Consider the following 15,817-nt stretch of genomic DNA (forward strand, 5'->3'; position numbering starts at 1 on the left):
GGAAAGGAACCGTTACGGCAGCGCCAGCATCCGCTCCAGCGCCAGCTTGGCGAACGCCTCCGTCTCCGCGTCCACCTCGATGCGATTGACCAGCGTGCCCTCGGCGAGGAATTCCAGCGCCCACACCAGGTGCGGCAGGTCGATCCGGTTCATGGTCGAGCAGAAGCAGACCGTCCGGTCGAGGAAGACGATCTCCTTCCCCTCCGGGGCGAAACGGTTCGCCAGCCGCCGTACGAGGTTCAGCTCGGTGCCGATGGCCCACTTGGACCCGGCCGGAGCCGCCTCCAGTGCCTTGATGATGTACTCGGTCGAGCCGACGTAGTCCGCCGCCGCGACGACCTCGTGCCGGCACTCGGGGTGCACGAGCACGTTGACGCCGGGTATGCGGGCGCGCACGTCCTCCACCGACTCCAGGCTGAAGCGGCCGTGCACCGAGCAGTGCCCGCGCCACAGGATCATCTTCGCGTCCCGCAGCTGCTCGGCGGTCAGTCCGCCGTTCGGCTTGTGCGGGTTGTAGACGACGCAGTCCTCCAGGGACATGCCGAGGTCACGGACGGCGGTGTTGCGGCCGAGGTGCTGGTCGGGCAGGAAGAGAACCTTCTCGCCCTGCTCGAACGCCCAGTTCAGCGCCCGCTCGGCGTTGGACGACGTACAGATCGTCCCGCCGTGCCTGCCGGTGAACGCCTTGATGTCGGCGGAGGAGTTCATGTACGAGACGGGCACGACCCGGTCGGCGATCCCCGCCTCGGTCAGCACGTCCCAGCACTCGGCGACCTGCTCGGCGGTGGCCATGTCGGCCATCGAGCACCCGGCGGCGAGGTCGGGCAGTACGACCTTCTGGTCGTCGGAGGTCAGGATGTCCGCCGACTCCGCCATGAAGTGCACGCCGCAGAAGACGATGTACTCGGCCTCGGGGCGCGCGGCGGCGTCCCGGGCCAGCTTGAACGAGTCACCCGTGACATCGGCGAACTGGATGACCTCGTCGCGCTGGTAGTGGTGGCCGAGCACGAAGACCTTGTCCCCGAGCTTCTCCTTGGCCGCGCGGGCGCGGGCGACCAGGTCCGGGTCGGAGGGCGAGGGCAGATCACCCGGGCACTCCACACCGCGCTCGCTCCTCGGGTCGGCCTCGCGGCCGAGGAGCAGCAGGGCGAGCGGAGTCGGCTGAACGTCGAGCTCCTGGGCTTGGGCGGTGGTCACGGCACGCACCCTTTCTACTTTTCGTCGAAATGACGCTATCTATCATATCTGCTTCACGTCAGTTTGACGATGCCCATTGTGTCGGTGTGACGTGAATCCCGGCGCCCGCGCCCCTGACCGTCCCCGGGCCCGTGTGCGAGCATGAAGAGACGAACCGAGGGGAAATCGCTCGGGTCCGGCCCGGAATGAATCCGGGGCCCCGACGGTTGCAACCGTCGGCAAGCAGTCTCCGTACAACCCGGGAGAGATGTAGATGTCCGTATCGGACGAGACCACCACCGTCACCGACGGCATCATCCTGACCGACTCCGCCGCGGCCAAGGTCAAGGCCCTGCTCGACCAGGAAGGCCGTGACGACCTGTCGCTGCGTGTCGCCGTCCAGCCCGGCGGCTGCTCCGGCCTGCGCTACCAGCTCTTCTTCGACGAGCGCTCCCTCGACGGCGACGTCGTCAAGGACTTCGGTGGCGTGAAGGTCGTCACCGACCGGATGAGCGCCCCGTACCTGGGCGGCGCCACCGTCGACTTCGTCGACACGATCGAGAAGCAGGGCTTCACGATCGACAACCCGAACGCCACGGGTTCCTGCGCCTGCGGCGACTCCTTCAGCTGAGCCGCACCCGACCGTGACGAGGGCGGCGCCCCGGGAGTTCCCGGGGCGCCGCCCTCGTGCGTCACCGGTCCTCGTGCGTCACCCGCCCCCGGTCGGCGCCGGCAGCCGCGCGCCCTCCTTGGCGAGCGGGATCCGCTCGCCGTCCGACCCGACCACCGCCCGGCCGCCGAGCGGCTCGTCCAGCCGCACGGTCAGCTCGTACTCCTTGGCGATCAGGACGCAGACCCGGTCCGGGTCGGAGTGCTCGGTGACCTCGACCCGCACCCGCCCGGAGTCCTCGTCCGCCGCCGCGTCGTACGTCGCGCACACCCCGCCCGTGAACCGCAGCGTCAGGTCGGTGCCCTCGGCGGTGTACCCGGTCACCTCCACGTCCCGCTCGGCGGACGGCCGCGGCGACGGGCGCGCCGGCGTCAGGTACTCCGGGTCCACGGCCGCACGCGTCACCGTGACGGTGTCCGCCGCCCCCGGCTCGCGCACCTCGAACAGCCAGGACGGCACCAGCGCCGCCCGCCCCCGCACCGGCTGCGCCGCCAGCCCGAACACCGCCCGCTCGACGGTGGCCGTCGCCCGCCCCGGCTCCGTCCCGCAGGTCCCCGCCCCGCCCTCCAGCGGTACGGCACTGGCGCAGTCGCCCTTCGCGGCCGGCGCCTTCCTCATCAGGGCGAGGGTCCGCTCCGCGTCCAGGACGGGGTACGTGTCCTCCTTCACCGGCGCCTTCAGCCGCCCGCTGCCCCCGGCCACCGTGCCGTCCGCGCCGACGATCACCCCGGTCGTCCAGCCCTCGGTCGGCAGTCCGCCCACCACCGGGTCGGCGTTCACCACCCGCCGCGCCCCCATGACCTGCCCGGCGTCCAGCCCGGCCCCGCCCTGGCCCACCGCCGCCAGCACCGGCGCCGCCGCCTTCTTCGCCGTCGCCTCGCCCACCGGGCCGGCGCCCGTCGGGGCGGTCACGCAGACCTTGTCCTTCGGCCCGCAGTCGTCGCGGGCCGCCGCGGACCGCTGGAACGTCCAGTTCCCCGGCGCCGTCCGCTCCACCCGCAGGAGGGGACCCGACCCGTCCTCGACCGACCCGACCGTCCAGGACGCCCCGCGGACCACCGGCTTCCCCGTCAGGTCGAGCGCCTCGGCCAGCCGGGCCACCTCCGCCTCGGTGACCTGGCCCGTCGCCCGGTACACCGGCGCCGAGTCCGGACCGTCCGGCAGCCGGCCGCCCGCCCGGTAGGCGGTGGCGCCGCCGTCGGTGGCGGGGGAGTCGAGGGCCAGCGGCGGGGGAGTGCCGGCGTCCGACGCCCCGGTCGACGTACCGCCGCCACCGGCACCCCCGGACGCGGTCGCCGCCAGATACGCTCCGCCGCCTCCGGCCAGCAGCACGGCCGCCGCGACCGAGGCGGTCAGCAGTCCCCGGGACCGCCGCCGGCCGGCCCGCGTGCCTTCGCCCCCGGTGCCGTCCTGGTCGGGTCGTTCGGTGTTCACCGCATCGCTCCTTCGCCGGTCACGGGGGACGACGATGGGACGCGGCGCGGGAACATCCGGTTCCCGGACCGGGTGCCGCGGTCACCCGGACGGCCTCAGTCGCCGTACTCCTCCATCGCCTCCAGCAGCCGGGCCGAGGCCGGCGGCACGGTCACCCCGTGGATCAGCGACGGCGGCACCGGCCGGACGCGGGCCCGCTCGGCGGACGGCCAGTGCGGCGCCATCCGGGCGCAGTCGCCGCGCAGCGACGCCAGATCCCCGTCGGGCTCGGCCGGGCGGACGCGGGGGCGGATCTCGGTGTTCGTCATGAGGGCACCGTAGGCACGGATCAGCCCGCGAAGAAAGCCCTACTATCGGGTATTTCCTCCCGTTCCGGAGCCGGCCCGGGCCCGCCCCGAAGCCCGCCCCCGAGCCGCTGTCGAGTCGCCTCCGAGGCCCGCTTCGACGGCCCGCGCCGACCGGGTAGCGTGAACTGCCAACCCACCTCCCTCCAGGAGAGAGTTCACGCCGTGCGCATCGCAGTCACCGGCTCCATCGCCACCGACCACCTCATGACCTTCCCCGGCCGCTTCGCCGACCAGCTCGTCGCGGACCAGTTGCACACGGTCTCGCTCTCCTTCCTGGTCGACAAGCTCGACGTCCGCCGGGGCGGTGTCGGGGCCAACATCGCCTTCGGCATGGGCCAGCTCGGCACCCGTCCGATCCTGGTCGGCGCGGCGGGCCCGGACTTCGACGAGTACCGCGCCTGGCTGGACCGGCACGGCGTCGACACCGACTCGGTCCGCATCTCCGAGACCCTGCACACCGCCCGCTTCGTGTGCACCACCGACGCCGACCACAACCAGATCGGCTCCTTCTACACGGGCGCGATGAGCGAGGCCCGCCTCATCGAGCTGAAGACCGTCGCCGACCGCGTGGGCGGCCTCGACCTGGTCTCCATCGGCGCCGACGACCCGGAGGCGATGCTCCGCCACACGGAGGAGTGCCGGACGCGGAACATCCCGTTCGCCGCCGACTTCTCCCAGCAGATCGCCCGCATGGAGGGCGACGAGATCCGCATTCTGCTGGACGGGGCGACGTACCTCTTCTCCAACGAGTACGAGAAGGGGCTCATCGAGACCAAGACCGGCTGGAGCGACGAGGAGATCCTCGGCCGGGTCGGCCACCGCGTCACCACCCTCGGCGCGCGGGGCGTACGCATCGAGCGGGCCGGCGCGCCGGTCATCGAGGTCGGTGTCCCGGACGAGGAGCGCAAGGCCGACCCCACGGGCGTCGGCGACGCCTTCCGCGCCGGGTTCCTCTCCGGCCTGGCCTGGGGTGTCGGCCTGGAGCGCGCCGCCCAGGTCGGCTGCATGCTGGCGACGCTGGTCATCGAGACGGTGGGGACGCAGGAGTACCAGCTGAGGCGCGGGCACTTCATGGAGCGGTTCACGAAGGCGTACGGGGATGAGGCGGCGGCGGAGGTCCGGGGGCATCTGGGCTGAGTCCGCCGGGCGCGGGCGCGTGGGGGCCGGGCGCGCTCACGCGGCGGTAGCCGCATACCGACACGGCCCGGCGCCCCTCCAGGTTTCTCACCTGGTCCGGCGGATCACGTAAGCCGTCCCCTGCTCCGCCGGCTCCTCCCCCGCGTACTCCTGTCCCCGCATCTCGCACCACGCCGGGATGTCCAGGCGGGCCGCCTCGTCGTCGGCGAGGACGCGGACCGTGCCGCCGACCGGGACGTCGCCGATCACCTTGGCCAGCTCGATGACCGGGACCGGGCAGAGCTTGCCGAGCGCGTCCACCACCAGGGCGTCGTCCCCCTCGGCCACGGCGGCGGGGGAGGGGGAGGGCGCCCCCAGCTTCTCCCGCACCCCGGCCACCACCCCCGGCAGCACCTCCAGGAACCGCTCGACCTCCGCGCCCTCCGCCCCGAGCGGCAGCGAAACCCGCACATTCCCCTCACTGAGCACGCCCATCGCCCGCAGCACATGACTCGGCGTCAGCGTGCTGCTCGTGCAGGACGACCCGGAGGAGACCGAGAAGCCCGCGCGGTCCAGCTCGTGGAGCAAGGTCTCCCCGTCGACATAGAGACACGAGAAGGTGACGATCCCGGGCAGCCGGCGCTCCGGATCGCCCACCACCTCCGCGTCCGGCACCAGCTGAGGCACCCGTGCCCGGACCCGGTCCGTCAGCTCCCGCAGCCGCGCCGCCTCCTGAGCCGCCTCCGCGCGCACCGCCCGCAGCGACGCGGCCGCCGCCACGATCGCCGGGAGGTTCTCGGTCTCGGCCGGCTCCACCGGCGCGAACCGCACCCCCTTGCGCACCACCAGCAGCCCCACCCCCGAGGGTCCGCCCCACTTGTGCGCGCTCCCCGTCAGCAGCGACCAGCCGCCCGCCACCGGCCCCCACCCCAGCGACTGGGCCGCGTCCACCAGCAGCGGCACCCCGGCCGCCCGGCACACCTCCGCCACCTCGGCCACCGGCTGTTCGGTGCCGACCTCGTGGTTGGCCGACTGGAGGCAGGCCAGCGCGGTGTCGTCCCGCAGGGCGGCGCCGTACGCCTCCGCCCCGACCGCGCCCGTACGGTCCACGGCGACCTGGGTGACCGTCCCGCCCTCCGCCTCATGCGCCTCACCCGCATGCAGGACCGACGAGTGTTCGACAGCTGACACGACCAGGTGACGCCCGACCCGCCGCCGCCCGGCCAGAGCCCCCGTCACACCCGTACGCACCGCCCGGGTCCCCGACGAGGTGAACACCAGCTCGTCCGCCCGGCACCCCACCGCCTCCGCCGCCGCCTCCCGCGCCGCGTCCAGCAGCATCCGCGCCCGCCGCCCCTCCCTGTACAACCGCGAAGGATCGGCCCACCCCTCGTCCAGCGCGGCCAACAACGCCTGCCGGGCGACGGGATGGAGAGGAGCACCGGAAGCAGCATCGAAGTAGCCCATACGGCAAACGCTAAACGCCCGCTCACTCAAACGCCGGAAAGGGGCGCGGGCAGTATCGATGTGCGGCTGCGCCGCGGGGCGCGACCAGCCCCCACGCACCCGCACCCGCCAAACCAGCGAACCACCCTCCCCACTAGGCACCCCTCCCCGCGAACCCTCGGAGAGCGTCGGCTAGGGTTTGGTCCGCATAAACATCCAAACCCCTGCCCGACGCAGGGCGGCGACCGACCAGCGAGAAGGCCGCAGCCGACCGCGCGGGCGAGACTCTCGGGAAGGCGCTACGTGAGTCCCAACGGCTCCGACCGCTCGCCGCGGCGCCCGATGCGGCGGAAGCTGCTGCAGGCACTGACCGCGGGCCTGGTCCTGGCGACCGCCACCGGTTGCACATGGGAGGACTTCCCCCGCCTTGGTATGCCCACCCCCACCACGGAAGAGGCTCCGCGGATCCTCTCCCTCTGGCAGGGTTCCTGGGCTGCCGCGCTCGCCGTCGGCGTGCTGGTGTGGGGCCTGATCCTGTGGAGTGCTTTCTTCCACCGGCGCAGCCGCACCAAGGTCGAGGTACCTCCGCAGACCCGGTACAACATGCCCATCGAGGCGCTGTACACCGTGGTTCCGCTCGTCATCGTCTCGGTGCTCTTCTACTTCACCGCCCGCGACGAGTCCGAACTGCTCAAGCTCGACAAGAAGCCGGCCGTCACGGTCAACGTGGTCGGCTTCCAGTGGAGCTGGTGCTTCAACTACGTCGAGAACGTCGACGGTTCCACCGGTGACGCCAAGACGGCCACGGAACTGGACCCGATCCCGGACCGCTACAAGGAGGCCTTCCCCGACAACGCGGGCGGCGTCTACGACTGCGGTACCCCGGGCACCCGCAACGAGCAGACGAACAACCCCGGGCCCACCCTGTGGCTGCCCGAGGGCCAGCGCGTCCGCTTCGTCCTGACCTCCCGTGACGTCATCCACTCCTTCTGGGTGGTGCCGTTCCTGATGAAGCAGGACGTCATCCCCGGCCACACCAACGCCTTCGAGGTGACCCCCAACAAGGAGGGCACCTTCCTGGGCAAGTGCGCCGAGCTGTGCGGCGTCGACCACTCCCGGATGCTGTTCAACGTCAAGGTCGTCTCCCAGGAGCGCTACGAGCAGCACCTGAAGGACCTCGTGAAGAAGGGGCAGACCGGTTACGTGCCCGCGGGCATCGCCCAGACGGACCACGAGAAGAACCGGGAGACGAACAACCTGTGAGCATCCTCAACGAACCCCAGGGTGCCGCGGCAGGGTCCCACTACGCGGACGAGCTGCCGGTCCGGCGCCAACGGCGCGGCGAAGTCGTCGTCAAGTGGCTGACCACCACCGACCACAAGACGATCGGCACGCTGTACCTGGCCACGTCGTTCGCCTTCTTCTGCATCGGCGGCGTCATGGCGCTGCTCATGCGCGCCGAGCTGGCCCGTCCGGGCCTGCAGATCGTGTCGAACGAGCAGTTCAACCAGGCGTTCACGATGCACGGCACGATCATGCTGCTGATGTTCGCGACGCCGCTGTTCTCCGGTTTCGCGAACTGGATCATGCCGCTGCAGATCGGCGCGCCCGACGTGGCGTTCCCGCGGCTGAACATGTTCGCCTACTGGCTGTACCTCTTCGGCTCGCTCATCGCGGTGGCCGGCTTCCTCACCCCGCAGGGCGCGGCCGACTTCGGCTGGTTCGCGTACTCCCCGCTGTCCGACGCGGTGCACTCGCCCGGCGTCGGCGGTGACCTGTGGATCATGGGTCTGGCCTTCTCCGGCTTCGGTACGATCCTCGGCTCGGTCAACTTCATCACCACGATCATCTGCATGCGCGCTCCGGGCATGACGATGTTCCGCATGCCGATCTTCACCTGGAACGTGCTGCTGACCGGTGTGCTGGTCCTGCTCGCCTTCCCGGTGCTGGCCGCGGCCCTGTTCGCCCTGGAGGCGGACCGCAAGTTCGGTGCCCATGTCTTCGACGCGGCCAACGGCGGCGCGTTGCTGTGGCAGCACTTGTTCTGGTTCTTCGGGCATCCAGAGGTGTACATCATCGCGCTGCCGTTCTTCGGCATCGTCAGTGAGATCATCCCGGTCTTCTCCCGCAAGCCGATCTTCGGCTACATGGGCCTGATCGGCGCGACCATCGCGATCGCGGGTCTGTCGGTCACGGTGTGGGCGCACCACATGTACGTCACCGGTGGCGTACTGCTCCCGTTCTTCTCCTTCATGACCTTCCTGATCGCGGTTCCGACCGGTGTGAAGTTCTTCAACTGGCTCGGCACCATGTGGAAGGGCAGCCTGTCCTTCGAGACGCCGATGCTGTGGTCGACCGGCTTCCTGATCACCTTCCTCTTCGGTGGTCTGACCGGTGTCCTCCTCGCGGCCCCGCCGCTGGACTTCCACGTCTCGGACTCGTACTTCGTGGTGGCCCACTTCCACTACGTGGTCTTCGGCACCGTCGTCTTCGCGATGTTCGCCGGCTTCCACTTCTGGTGGCCGAAGTGGACCGGCAAGATGCTCGACGAGCGCCTCGGCAAGATCACCTTCTGGACGCTGTTCATCGGCTTCCACGGCACCTTCCTGGTCCAGCACTGGCTGGGCGCCGAGGGCATGCCGCGCCGGTACGCCGACTACCTGGCGGCCGACGGCTTCACCGCCCTGAACACGATCTCGACGATCAGCTCGTTCCTGCTCGGCATGTCGATCCTGCCGTTCTTCTACAACGTCTGGAAGACGGCCAAGTACGGCAAGCCGGTCAACGTGGACGACCCGTGGGGCTACGGCCGTTCGCTGGAGTGGGCGACCTCCTGCCCGCCGCCGCGGCACAACTTCCTCACGCTGCCGCGCATCCGCTCCGAATCCCCGGCCTTCGACCTGCACCACCCGGAGATCTCCGCGCTCGACCAGCTGGAGAACGTCGGCCACGGTGACAAGGCCCTCGCTGGCGGCAAGGAGGCCGGCAAGTGAAGATCCAGGGCAAGATGTTCATCTGGCTGAGCGTCTTCATCCTCGTCATGGCGATCGTCTATGGCGTGTGGTCGAAGGAGCCGGCCGGTACCACGGCGCTCTTCCTGGCCTTCGGGCTCTCGATCATGATCGGCTTCTACCTCGGCTTCACGGCCAGGCGGGTCGACGCGGGCGCCCAGGACAACAAGGAGGCGGACGTCGCGGACGACGCCGGCGAGGTCGGGTTCTTCAGCCCGCACAGCTGGCAGCCGCTCTCCCTGGCCATCGGTGGCGCGTTCGCGTTCACCAGCGTGGCGATCGGCTGGTGGCTGATGTACTTCTCGGCACCGCTGATCCTCATCGGTCTGTTCGGCTGGGTCTTCGAGTACTACCGCGGTGAGAACCGCACCCAGTAGCACACCCGGTCATCCGAAGGGCCCGGACACTCCGCCAGGAGGGTCCGGGCTCCTTCTTTCGGCGCAGCGCGCCACCCGTCCGGCTTACCCACCGCGCCGCCCCGCGGCGGGCTTCCTACGTTGAGGCCATGAGCCACTTCGTTCACTCCCCGGCGCCCAGGCGCACCGCCGTCGGCTGCACGCTGCTGGTCATGGCGCTCGGCGCGGGCGTCACCGGCTGCGACGGCGACGAGAACCCGCTGGCGGCGGCGCCGTACGACGCGGCCGGCACCATCACCTTCAACGGTCCCGTCGGCGCGGGGAAGAAGGCCGACCCCGACAAGCCCCTGGAGGTCGTCGCCGAGGGCTCCGACGGGCGCATCACGGACGTCACGGCCAAGGACGCGGCGGGCCGCTACGTGGCGGGCGAACTCTCCGCCGACGGCGCCCGCTGGCACAGCACCTCACCGCTGGCCGCGAACGCCTCCTACACGGTCCGGGTCAGCACCGAGAGCGAGGACGGCGCACCCGGCCGCAAGGTGCTCACCTTCGACACCGGCAAGCCCGCCGCCAAGAAGCGCCTCGACATCACCTTCGGGCCCGAGGCGGGCACCTACGGCGTCGGCCAGCCGGTCACCGCCGAGCTGAGCGAGCCCGTCAAGGACCCGGCCCAGCGCAAGACCGTCGAACGGGCCCTCAAGGTGGAGTCCACGCCCGCGGTGGAGGGCGCCTGGCACTGGGTGGACGACAAGGAACTGCACTACCGCCCCAAGGACTACTGGCCCGCCCACGCCACCGTCCGGGCCCGCTCCAGCCTGGAGGGCATCAAGATCGGCGACCGGATGTGGGGCGGCCGGGCCGAGGAGCTGAAGCTCTCCATCGGCGACCGCGTCATCGCGGTGACGGACGCGGCGTCCCACACGATGACGGTGTTCCGCAACGGCGAGGAGATCAAGCAGATCCCGGTCACCACCGGCAAGCCCGGCTTCGAGACCCGCAACGGCGTCAAGGTCGTGCTGGGCAAGGAGCCGTTCGTCCGGATGCGCAGCACCACCGTCGGCATCGCCGAGGGCTCCTCGGAGTCGTACGACCTGCCCGTCCACTGGGCCACCCGGGTGACCTGGAGCGGCGAGTACGTGCACGCCGCCCCCTGGTCGGTCGGCTCCCAGGGCTCGGCCAACGTCAGCCACGGCTGCACCGGCATGAGCACCGGCAACGCCGAGTGGTTCTTCGACACCGTCCGCGAGGGCGACCTGGTCGAGGTCGTCAACTCCTACGGCGACACGATGGAGACCTTCGGCAACGGCTTCGGCGACTGGAACCTCGACTGGGAGAAGTGGCAGACGGGCAGCGCCCTCACCGGCGGCAACCCGAAGGCGACCCGGCCGGAGGACACGGCCCGTCTCCGCCCGACGACGGCCTGAGACACCCAGGGGCGCGGGACCCCCCGGCCCCTCAGGCGCTCTGCAACTTCCGCTGCCGCAGAAGCGACGCCAACGCCGAGGCGAACTCCACCGGCTCGACCGGCAAGGTCACCGCGGCGTCGGCCCGGCTCCACGTGGCGAGCCACGCGTCCTGCGGACGTCCGATGAGCAACAGCACCGGCGGACAGGCGAACACCTCGTCCTTGATCTGCCGGCACACCCCCATCCCCCCCATCGGCACCGCCTCGCCGTCCAGCACGCACACGTCGACCCCGCCCCGGTCCAGCTCCTTCAGAACGGCGGCAGGCGTGGCGCACTCCAGGAACTCCACGACGGGCACGTCCGGCGCGGGCCTGCGGCCGGTCGCCAGCCGCACCTGCTCCCGCGTGGTGGAGTCGTCGCTGTAGACCAGTACCGTGACGGTCGGCTGCATGCTTCCTCCGAGAGGTCGGGGCCCGTGGGGCCGTAGCCCGTTGCGCGGGATGCTACTCCCTCCCACACCCCGTCAACACCGGGCGAAACACGGCTTTCCGCGGCCTTCTGCTGGGCCATACGGGCAGTCCGGAAGGGGTGAACACTCCGAACGGCACCCCCGGGAGTGAGGGCGGGATAAGCGACCGACATAATGTCGGTCGTGGCGACAGCAACGACAGTAGATACCGGGCACGCGCACCCGTCGGTCAACCGGCCGAACCTCACCAGTGTCGGAACCATCATCTGGCTGAGTTCCGAGCTGATGTTCTTCGCGGCCCTCTTCGCGATGTACTTCACCCTCCGATCGGTGACGGGTCCCGATCACTGGAAGGAAATGGCGTCCGCCCTGAACTTCCCGTTCTCGGCGACCAACACCACGATCCTGGTGCTCTCCTCCCTCACCTGCCAGCTCGGCGTGTTCGCCGCCGAGCGCGGTGACGTGAAGAAGCTCAGGATGTGGTTCATCGTCACCTTCATCATGGGTGCGATCTTCATCGGCGGTCAGGTGTTCGAGTACACCGAGCTGGTCAAGAAGGACGGCCTCTCGCTGTCCTCCGACCCCTACGGCTCGGTGTTCTACCTGACCACCGGCTTCCACGGCCTGCACGTGACGGGTGGTCTCATCGCCTTCCTGCTGGTCCTCGGCCGTACCTACGCGGCGCGGAGGTTCACCCACGAGCAGGCGACCGCCGCCATCGTCGTGTCCTACTACTGGCACTTCGTCGATGTCGTCTGGATCGGCCTCTTCGCCACGATCTACATGATCAAGTAGGCGCGGACCGCTCCCGCGCACACATCCAGAAGCATCGACGCAGAAGATCCTGACACCGGGGTAATCCGTGAAAAAGCTCTCCGCACGACGACGCCACCCGTTGGCGGCGATCGTCGTCCTACTCCTCGCGCTGGCATGCACCGGGGGGCTCTACGCCGTGTTCGCGCCCGCGGACAAGGCGCAGGCCGATGAAACGGCCCAGTCCCTCGCCATCGACGAGGGCAAGAAGCTCTACGCCGTCGGCTGTGCCAGCTGTCACGGCACCGGCGGTCAGGGCACCACCGACGGCCCCAGCCTGGTCGGCGTGGGCGCCGCGGCCGTGGACTTCCAGGTGGCGACCGGCCGCATGCCGGCCCAGCAGCCGGGCGCGCAGGTCCCCCGCAAGAAGAACATCTACTCGCAGGCCGAGATCGACCAGCTCGCGGCCTACATCGCCTCGCTCGGCGCCGGTCCCTCCATCCCCTCCGAGGAGAAGTACAGCACCGAGGGCGCGGACGTCGCCGAGGGCGGTGAGCTGTTCCGCACCAACTGCGCGCAGTGCCACAACTTCACCGGCAAGGGCGGTGCGCTGACGAACGGCAAGTTCGCTCCCACGCTTGAGGACGTCGACCCGAAGCACATCTACGAGGCCATGCAGACCGGCCCGCAGAACATGCCTTCCTTCCCCGACACCACGCTGACGGAGCAGAACAAGAAGGACATCATCGCGTACCTGGACGCGGTCAACGGGGACGAGACCGTGGACCCGGGCGGTCTTTCGCTGGGCGGCCTCGGGCCGGTCAGTGAGGGCCTCTTCGGCTGGATCTTCGGGCTCGGCTCCCTCATCGCCGTCGCCGTGTGGGTCGCCGCTCGGACCGCAAAGGCCAAGAAGTCATGAGTAGCCAAGACATTCCAGAAGAGAACCTGCCCGCAGCGCGGGACCACGCCCACGGCGAGGTGGCGGACGAGCAGCACCCGTTCGCCGACCCGGGGCTGCCGCCCCACGAGCACCGTGTCCAGGACATCGACGAGAAGGCCGCGAGGCGCTCCGAGCGCGCCGTAGCCTTCCTGTTCACCCTGTCGATGCTGGCCACGGTCGCCTTCATCGCCGCGTTCGTGGCGATCGACCACGAGAAGTCGATCTACGTCTTCCCGATCGGGCACATCAACGCGCTGAACTTCGCCCTCGGCCTGACCCTGGGCGTGGCGCTGTTCTGCATCGGCGCGGGCGCGGTCCACTGGGCCCGCACCCTGATGTCCGACGTGGAGGTCGCCGACGAGCGGCACCCGATCGAGGCGTCCCCCGAGGTCCGTGCCAAGGTGCACGCCGACTTCAAGCAGGGCGCCAAGGAGTCCGGCTTCGGCCGGCGCAAGCTGATCCGCAACACGATGTTCGGCGCGGTCGCCCTGGTGCCGCTCTCCGGTGTCGTGCTGCTGCGCGACCTGGGTCCGCTGCCCGAGGACAAGCTGCGCCACACCCTGTGGAACAAGGGCAAGCTGCTCGTCAACATGAACACCAACGAGCCGCTGCGTCCCTCCGACGTCGCGGTGGGCTCCCTCACCTTCGCCAAGCCCGAGGGCCTGGAGGAGCACGACGAGGAGTTCCAGAACGAGATCGCCAAGGCGGCCCTGATGATCGTCCGGCTCCAGCCGGACAACATCAAGGACAAGCGCGAGCTCGAGTGGTCGCACGAGGGCATCGTGGCGTACTCGAAGATCTGCACCCACGTCGGTTGCCCGATCTCCCTGTACGAGCAGCAGACGCACCACGTGCTCTGCCCCTGCCACCAGTCCACCTTCGACCTCTCCGACGGCGCCCGGGTGATCTTCGGTCCCGCCGGTCACGCCCTGCCGCAGCTGCGCATCGGCGTGAACGACGAGGGTTACCTCGAAGCGCTCGGCGACTTCGAGGAGCCCGTCGGTCCTGCATTCTGGGAGCGCGGATGAGTACTACTGAGAGCACCACGGCCCGCTCTCGCGGGAAGGCACCGGCCGGCGAACGCGTCGCCGACTGGGCCGACGGCCGGCTCGGGATCTACTCCCTGGCCAAGGCCAACATGCGCAAGATCTTCCCCGACCACTGGTCGTTCATGCTCGGCGAAGTGTGCATGTACAGCTTCATCATCATCATCCTCACGGGTGTGTACCTGACGCTGTTCTTCCACCCGTCGATGAACGAGGTGGAGTACCACGGCAGCTACGTCCCGCTGCAGGGCCAGCTGATGAGCGAGGCCTTCAAGTCGACGCTCGACATCAGCTTCGACGTGCGCGGTGGTCTGCTGATCCGGCAGATCCACCACTGGGCGGCGATCATCTTCCTCGCCGGCATGTTCGTGCACATGATGCGCGTCTTCTTCACCGGCGCGTTCCGCAAGCCGCGTGAGATCAACTGGCTGTTCGGCTTCCTGCTGTTCGTCCTCGGCATGTTCACCGGCTTCACCGGTTACTCGCTCCCGGACGACCTGCTCTCCGGCACCGGTGTCCGCTTCACGCAGGGCGCGATCCTGTCCGTGCCGATCGTCGGCACGTACATCTCGATGTTCCTGTTCGGCGGGGAGTTCCCGGGGACCGACTTCGTCGCCCGGTTCTACTCGATCCACATCCTGCTGCTGCCGGGCATCATGCTCGGGCTGATGGTGGGCCACCTGATCCTGGTCTTCTACCACAAGCACACCCAGTTCGCGGGTCCCGGCAAGACCAACAAGAACGTCGTCGGCATGCCGCTGCTGCCGGTCTACATGGCCAAGGCCGGAGGCTTCTTCTTCCTGGTCTTCGGTGTGATCGCGGCCATCGCCGGCATCGCGTCCGTCAACCCGATCTGGGCGCTCGGCCCGTACCGGGCCGACCAGGTCTCCACCGGCGCCCAGCCCGACTGGTACATGGGCTTCGCCGAGGGTCTGGTCCGCGCCATGCCGGGCTGGGAGATCAACTTCTGGGGTCACACGCTCGTCCTGGGCGTGTTCGTCCCGCTGGTGATCTTCGGCATCTTCCTCGCGGCGATCGCCGTGTACCCGTTCATCGAGTCCTGGATCACCGGGGACAAGCGCGAGCACCACATCCTGGACCGCCCGCGCAACGCCCCGACCCGTACGGCCTTCGGCGTCGCCTGGGTCACGGCGTACATGATCATGCTGATCGGTGGTGGCAACGACATCTTCGCCACCCACTTCCATCTCTCGATCAACGCCGTCACCTGGTTCGTCCGTGTCGGCTTCTTCGCCGGCCCGGTCATCGCCTTCGTGATCACCAAGCGGATCTGCCTCGGCCTGCAGCGCCGGGACAAGGAGAAGGTGCTGCACGGCCGCGAGTCGGGCATCATCAAGCGCCTGCCGCACGGTGAGTTCATCGAGGTGCACGAGCCGCTCAGCCAGGAGCAGATGTACACGCTCACCGCGCACGAGCAGTACAAGCCGGCCGAGATCGGTCCGACCGTGGACAAGAACGGCGTCGAGCGGAAGCCGAAGAGCACCGAGAAGCTCCGGGCCAAGCTCAGCAAGTCCTACTACGGCGAGGAGTCGCAGATTCCGAAGCCGACCGTCGAGGAGTACCGGGAGATCACCAGCGGCCACGGCCACCACTGATCCCCGAGCGTCGCCACGCCACGGCGAAGGG

Annotated in this window: 15 protein-coding genes; 10 read left to right on the forward strand and 5 right to left on the reverse strand. The window is 69.6% G+C overall.

The features are described from left to right. Positions 1-12 precede the first annotated feature (12 nt). Positions 13-1,197: a quinolinate synthase NadA gene (gene nadA, locus ACZ3IG_RS04130; protein ID WP_467428773.1), complete on the reverse strand. Its 1,185-nt coding sequence runs from the start codon at positions 1,195-1,197 to the stop codon at positions 13-15. A 253-nt stretch (positions 1,198-1,450) separates the two neighbouring features. Between nadA and ACZ3IG_RS04135 the strand changes: the two genes are divergently transcribed. Beyond that, on the forward strand, positions 1,451-1,807 hold the full coding sequence (locus tag ACZ3IG_RS04135; RefSeq protein WP_467428776.1) for a HesB/IscA family protein: 357 nt from the start codon (positions 1,451-1,453) through the stop codon (positions 1,805-1,807). 78 nt (positions 1,808-1,885) lie between these two features. Here the strand turns inward: ACZ3IG_RS04135 and ACZ3IG_RS04140 are convergent, their stop codons facing one another. Further along, on the reverse strand, positions 1,886-3,280 hold the full coding sequence (locus tag ACZ3IG_RS04140; RefSeq protein WP_467428778.1) for a hypothetical protein: 1,395 nt from the start codon (positions 3,278-3,280) through the stop codon (positions 1,886-1,888). 95 nt (positions 3,281-3,375) lie between these two features. Further along, positions 3,376-3,588 (reverse strand): hypothetical protein, encoded by a 213-nt coding sequence (locus ACZ3IG_RS04145; RefSeq protein ID WP_467428780.1) that lies wholly within the window; start codon positions 3,586-3,588, stop codon positions 3,376-3,378. 201 nt (positions 3,589-3,789) lie between these two features. On the opposite strand from ACZ3IG_RS04145, the gene ACZ3IG_RS04150 reads away from it, so the two are divergent. Next, positions 3,790-4,764 (forward strand): carbohydrate kinase family protein, encoded by a 975-nt coding sequence (locus ACZ3IG_RS04150; protein ID WP_467428783.1) that lies wholly within the window; start codon positions 3,790-3,792, stop codon positions 4,762-4,764. 87 nt (positions 4,765-4,851) lie between these two features. On the opposite strand, the gene ACZ3IG_RS04155 is transcribed toward ACZ3IG_RS04150, so the two are convergent. Then, positions 4,852-6,210, reverse strand: coding sequence for an aminotransferase class V-fold PLP-dependent enzyme (locus ACZ3IG_RS04155; RefSeq protein ID WP_467428784.1), 1,359 nt, complete (start codon positions 6,208-6,210; stop codon positions 4,852-4,854). Between the two features lie 282 nt (positions 6,211-6,492). On the opposite strand from ACZ3IG_RS04155, the gene ctaC reads away from it, so the two are divergent. From ctaC to ACZ3IG_RS04175, 4 genes are all read left to right on the forward strand, one after another. Beyond that, a complete protein-coding gene (gene ctaC, locus ACZ3IG_RS04160) occupies positions 6,493-7,452 on the forward strand; it encodes an aa3-type cytochrome oxidase subunit II (protein ID WP_215165833.1) in 960 nt (319 codons plus the stop codon). Further along, a complete protein-coding gene (ctaD, locus tag ACZ3IG_RS04165) occupies positions 7,449-9,182 on the forward strand; it encodes an aa3-type cytochrome oxidase subunit I (RefSeq protein WP_215165834.1) in 1,734 nt (577 codons plus the stop codon). Before ctaC ends, ctaD begins: the two co-directional genes overlap by 4 nt. After that, positions 9,179-9,577 carry a cytochrome c oxidase subunit 4 gene (locus ACZ3IG_RS04170; RefSeq protein ID WP_467428786.1) on the forward strand — a complete coding sequence of 133 codons (399 nt, stop codon included), beginning with the start codon at positions 9,179-9,181 and terminating at the stop codon, positions 9,575-9,577. Before ctaD ends, ACZ3IG_RS04170 begins: the two co-directional genes overlap by 4 nt. Positions 9,578-9,705: 128 nt before the next feature. Beyond that, positions 9,706-10,980 (forward strand): L,D-transpeptidase, encoded by a 1,275-nt coding sequence (locus tag ACZ3IG_RS04175; RefSeq protein ID WP_467428787.1) that lies wholly within the window; start codon positions 9,706-9,708, stop codon positions 10,978-10,980. A 31-nt stretch (positions 10,981-11,011) separates the two neighbouring features. Here ACZ3IG_RS04175 and ACZ3IG_RS04180 read toward each other — a convergent pair whose 3' ends face one another. After that, positions 11,012-11,413 carry a response regulator gene (locus tag ACZ3IG_RS04180; protein WP_215165839.1) on the reverse strand — a complete coding sequence of 134 codons (402 nt, stop codon included), beginning with the start codon at positions 11,411-11,413 and terminating at the stop codon, positions 11,012-11,014. Positions 11,414-11,605: 192 nt separating this feature from the next. Between ACZ3IG_RS04180 and ctaE the strand changes: the two genes are divergently transcribed. The 4 genes from ctaE to qcrB all read left to right on the forward strand — a co-directional run bounded on the left by ctaE (position 11,606) and on the right by qcrB (position 15,786). Further along, the gene (gene ctaE / locus ACZ3IG_RS04185) at positions 11,606-12,226 is read left to right on the forward strand and encodes an aa3-type cytochrome oxidase subunit III (RefSeq protein WP_215165840.1); all 621 of its coding nucleotides are present in this window, start codon (positions 11,606-11,608) and stop codon (positions 12,224-12,226) included. 67 nt (positions 12,227-12,293) lie between these two features. Then, entirely contained in the window at positions 12,294-13,103 is an 810-nt protein-coding gene (gene qcrC, locus ACZ3IG_RS04190; RefSeq protein WP_467428788.1) for a cytochrome bc1 complex diheme cytochrome c subunit, read from the forward strand. Further along, entirely contained in the window at positions 13,100-14,152 is a 1,053-nt protein-coding gene (gene qcrA, locus ACZ3IG_RS04195) for a cytochrome bc1 complex Rieske iron-sulfur subunit (protein WP_215165842.1), read from the forward strand. The genes qcrC and qcrA overlap by 4 nt, the downstream gene beginning before the upstream one ends. After that, a complete protein-coding gene (gene qcrB / locus ACZ3IG_RS04200) occupies positions 14,149-15,786 on the forward strand; it encodes a cytochrome bc1 complex cytochrome b subunit (RefSeq protein ID WP_467428790.1) in 1,638 nt (545 codons plus the stop codon). The genes qcrA and qcrB overlap by 4 nt, the downstream gene beginning before the upstream one ends. Positions 15,787-15,817 lie beyond the last annotated feature (31 nt).

The organism is Streptomyces sp. NPDC016677 (assembly GCF_055562815.1).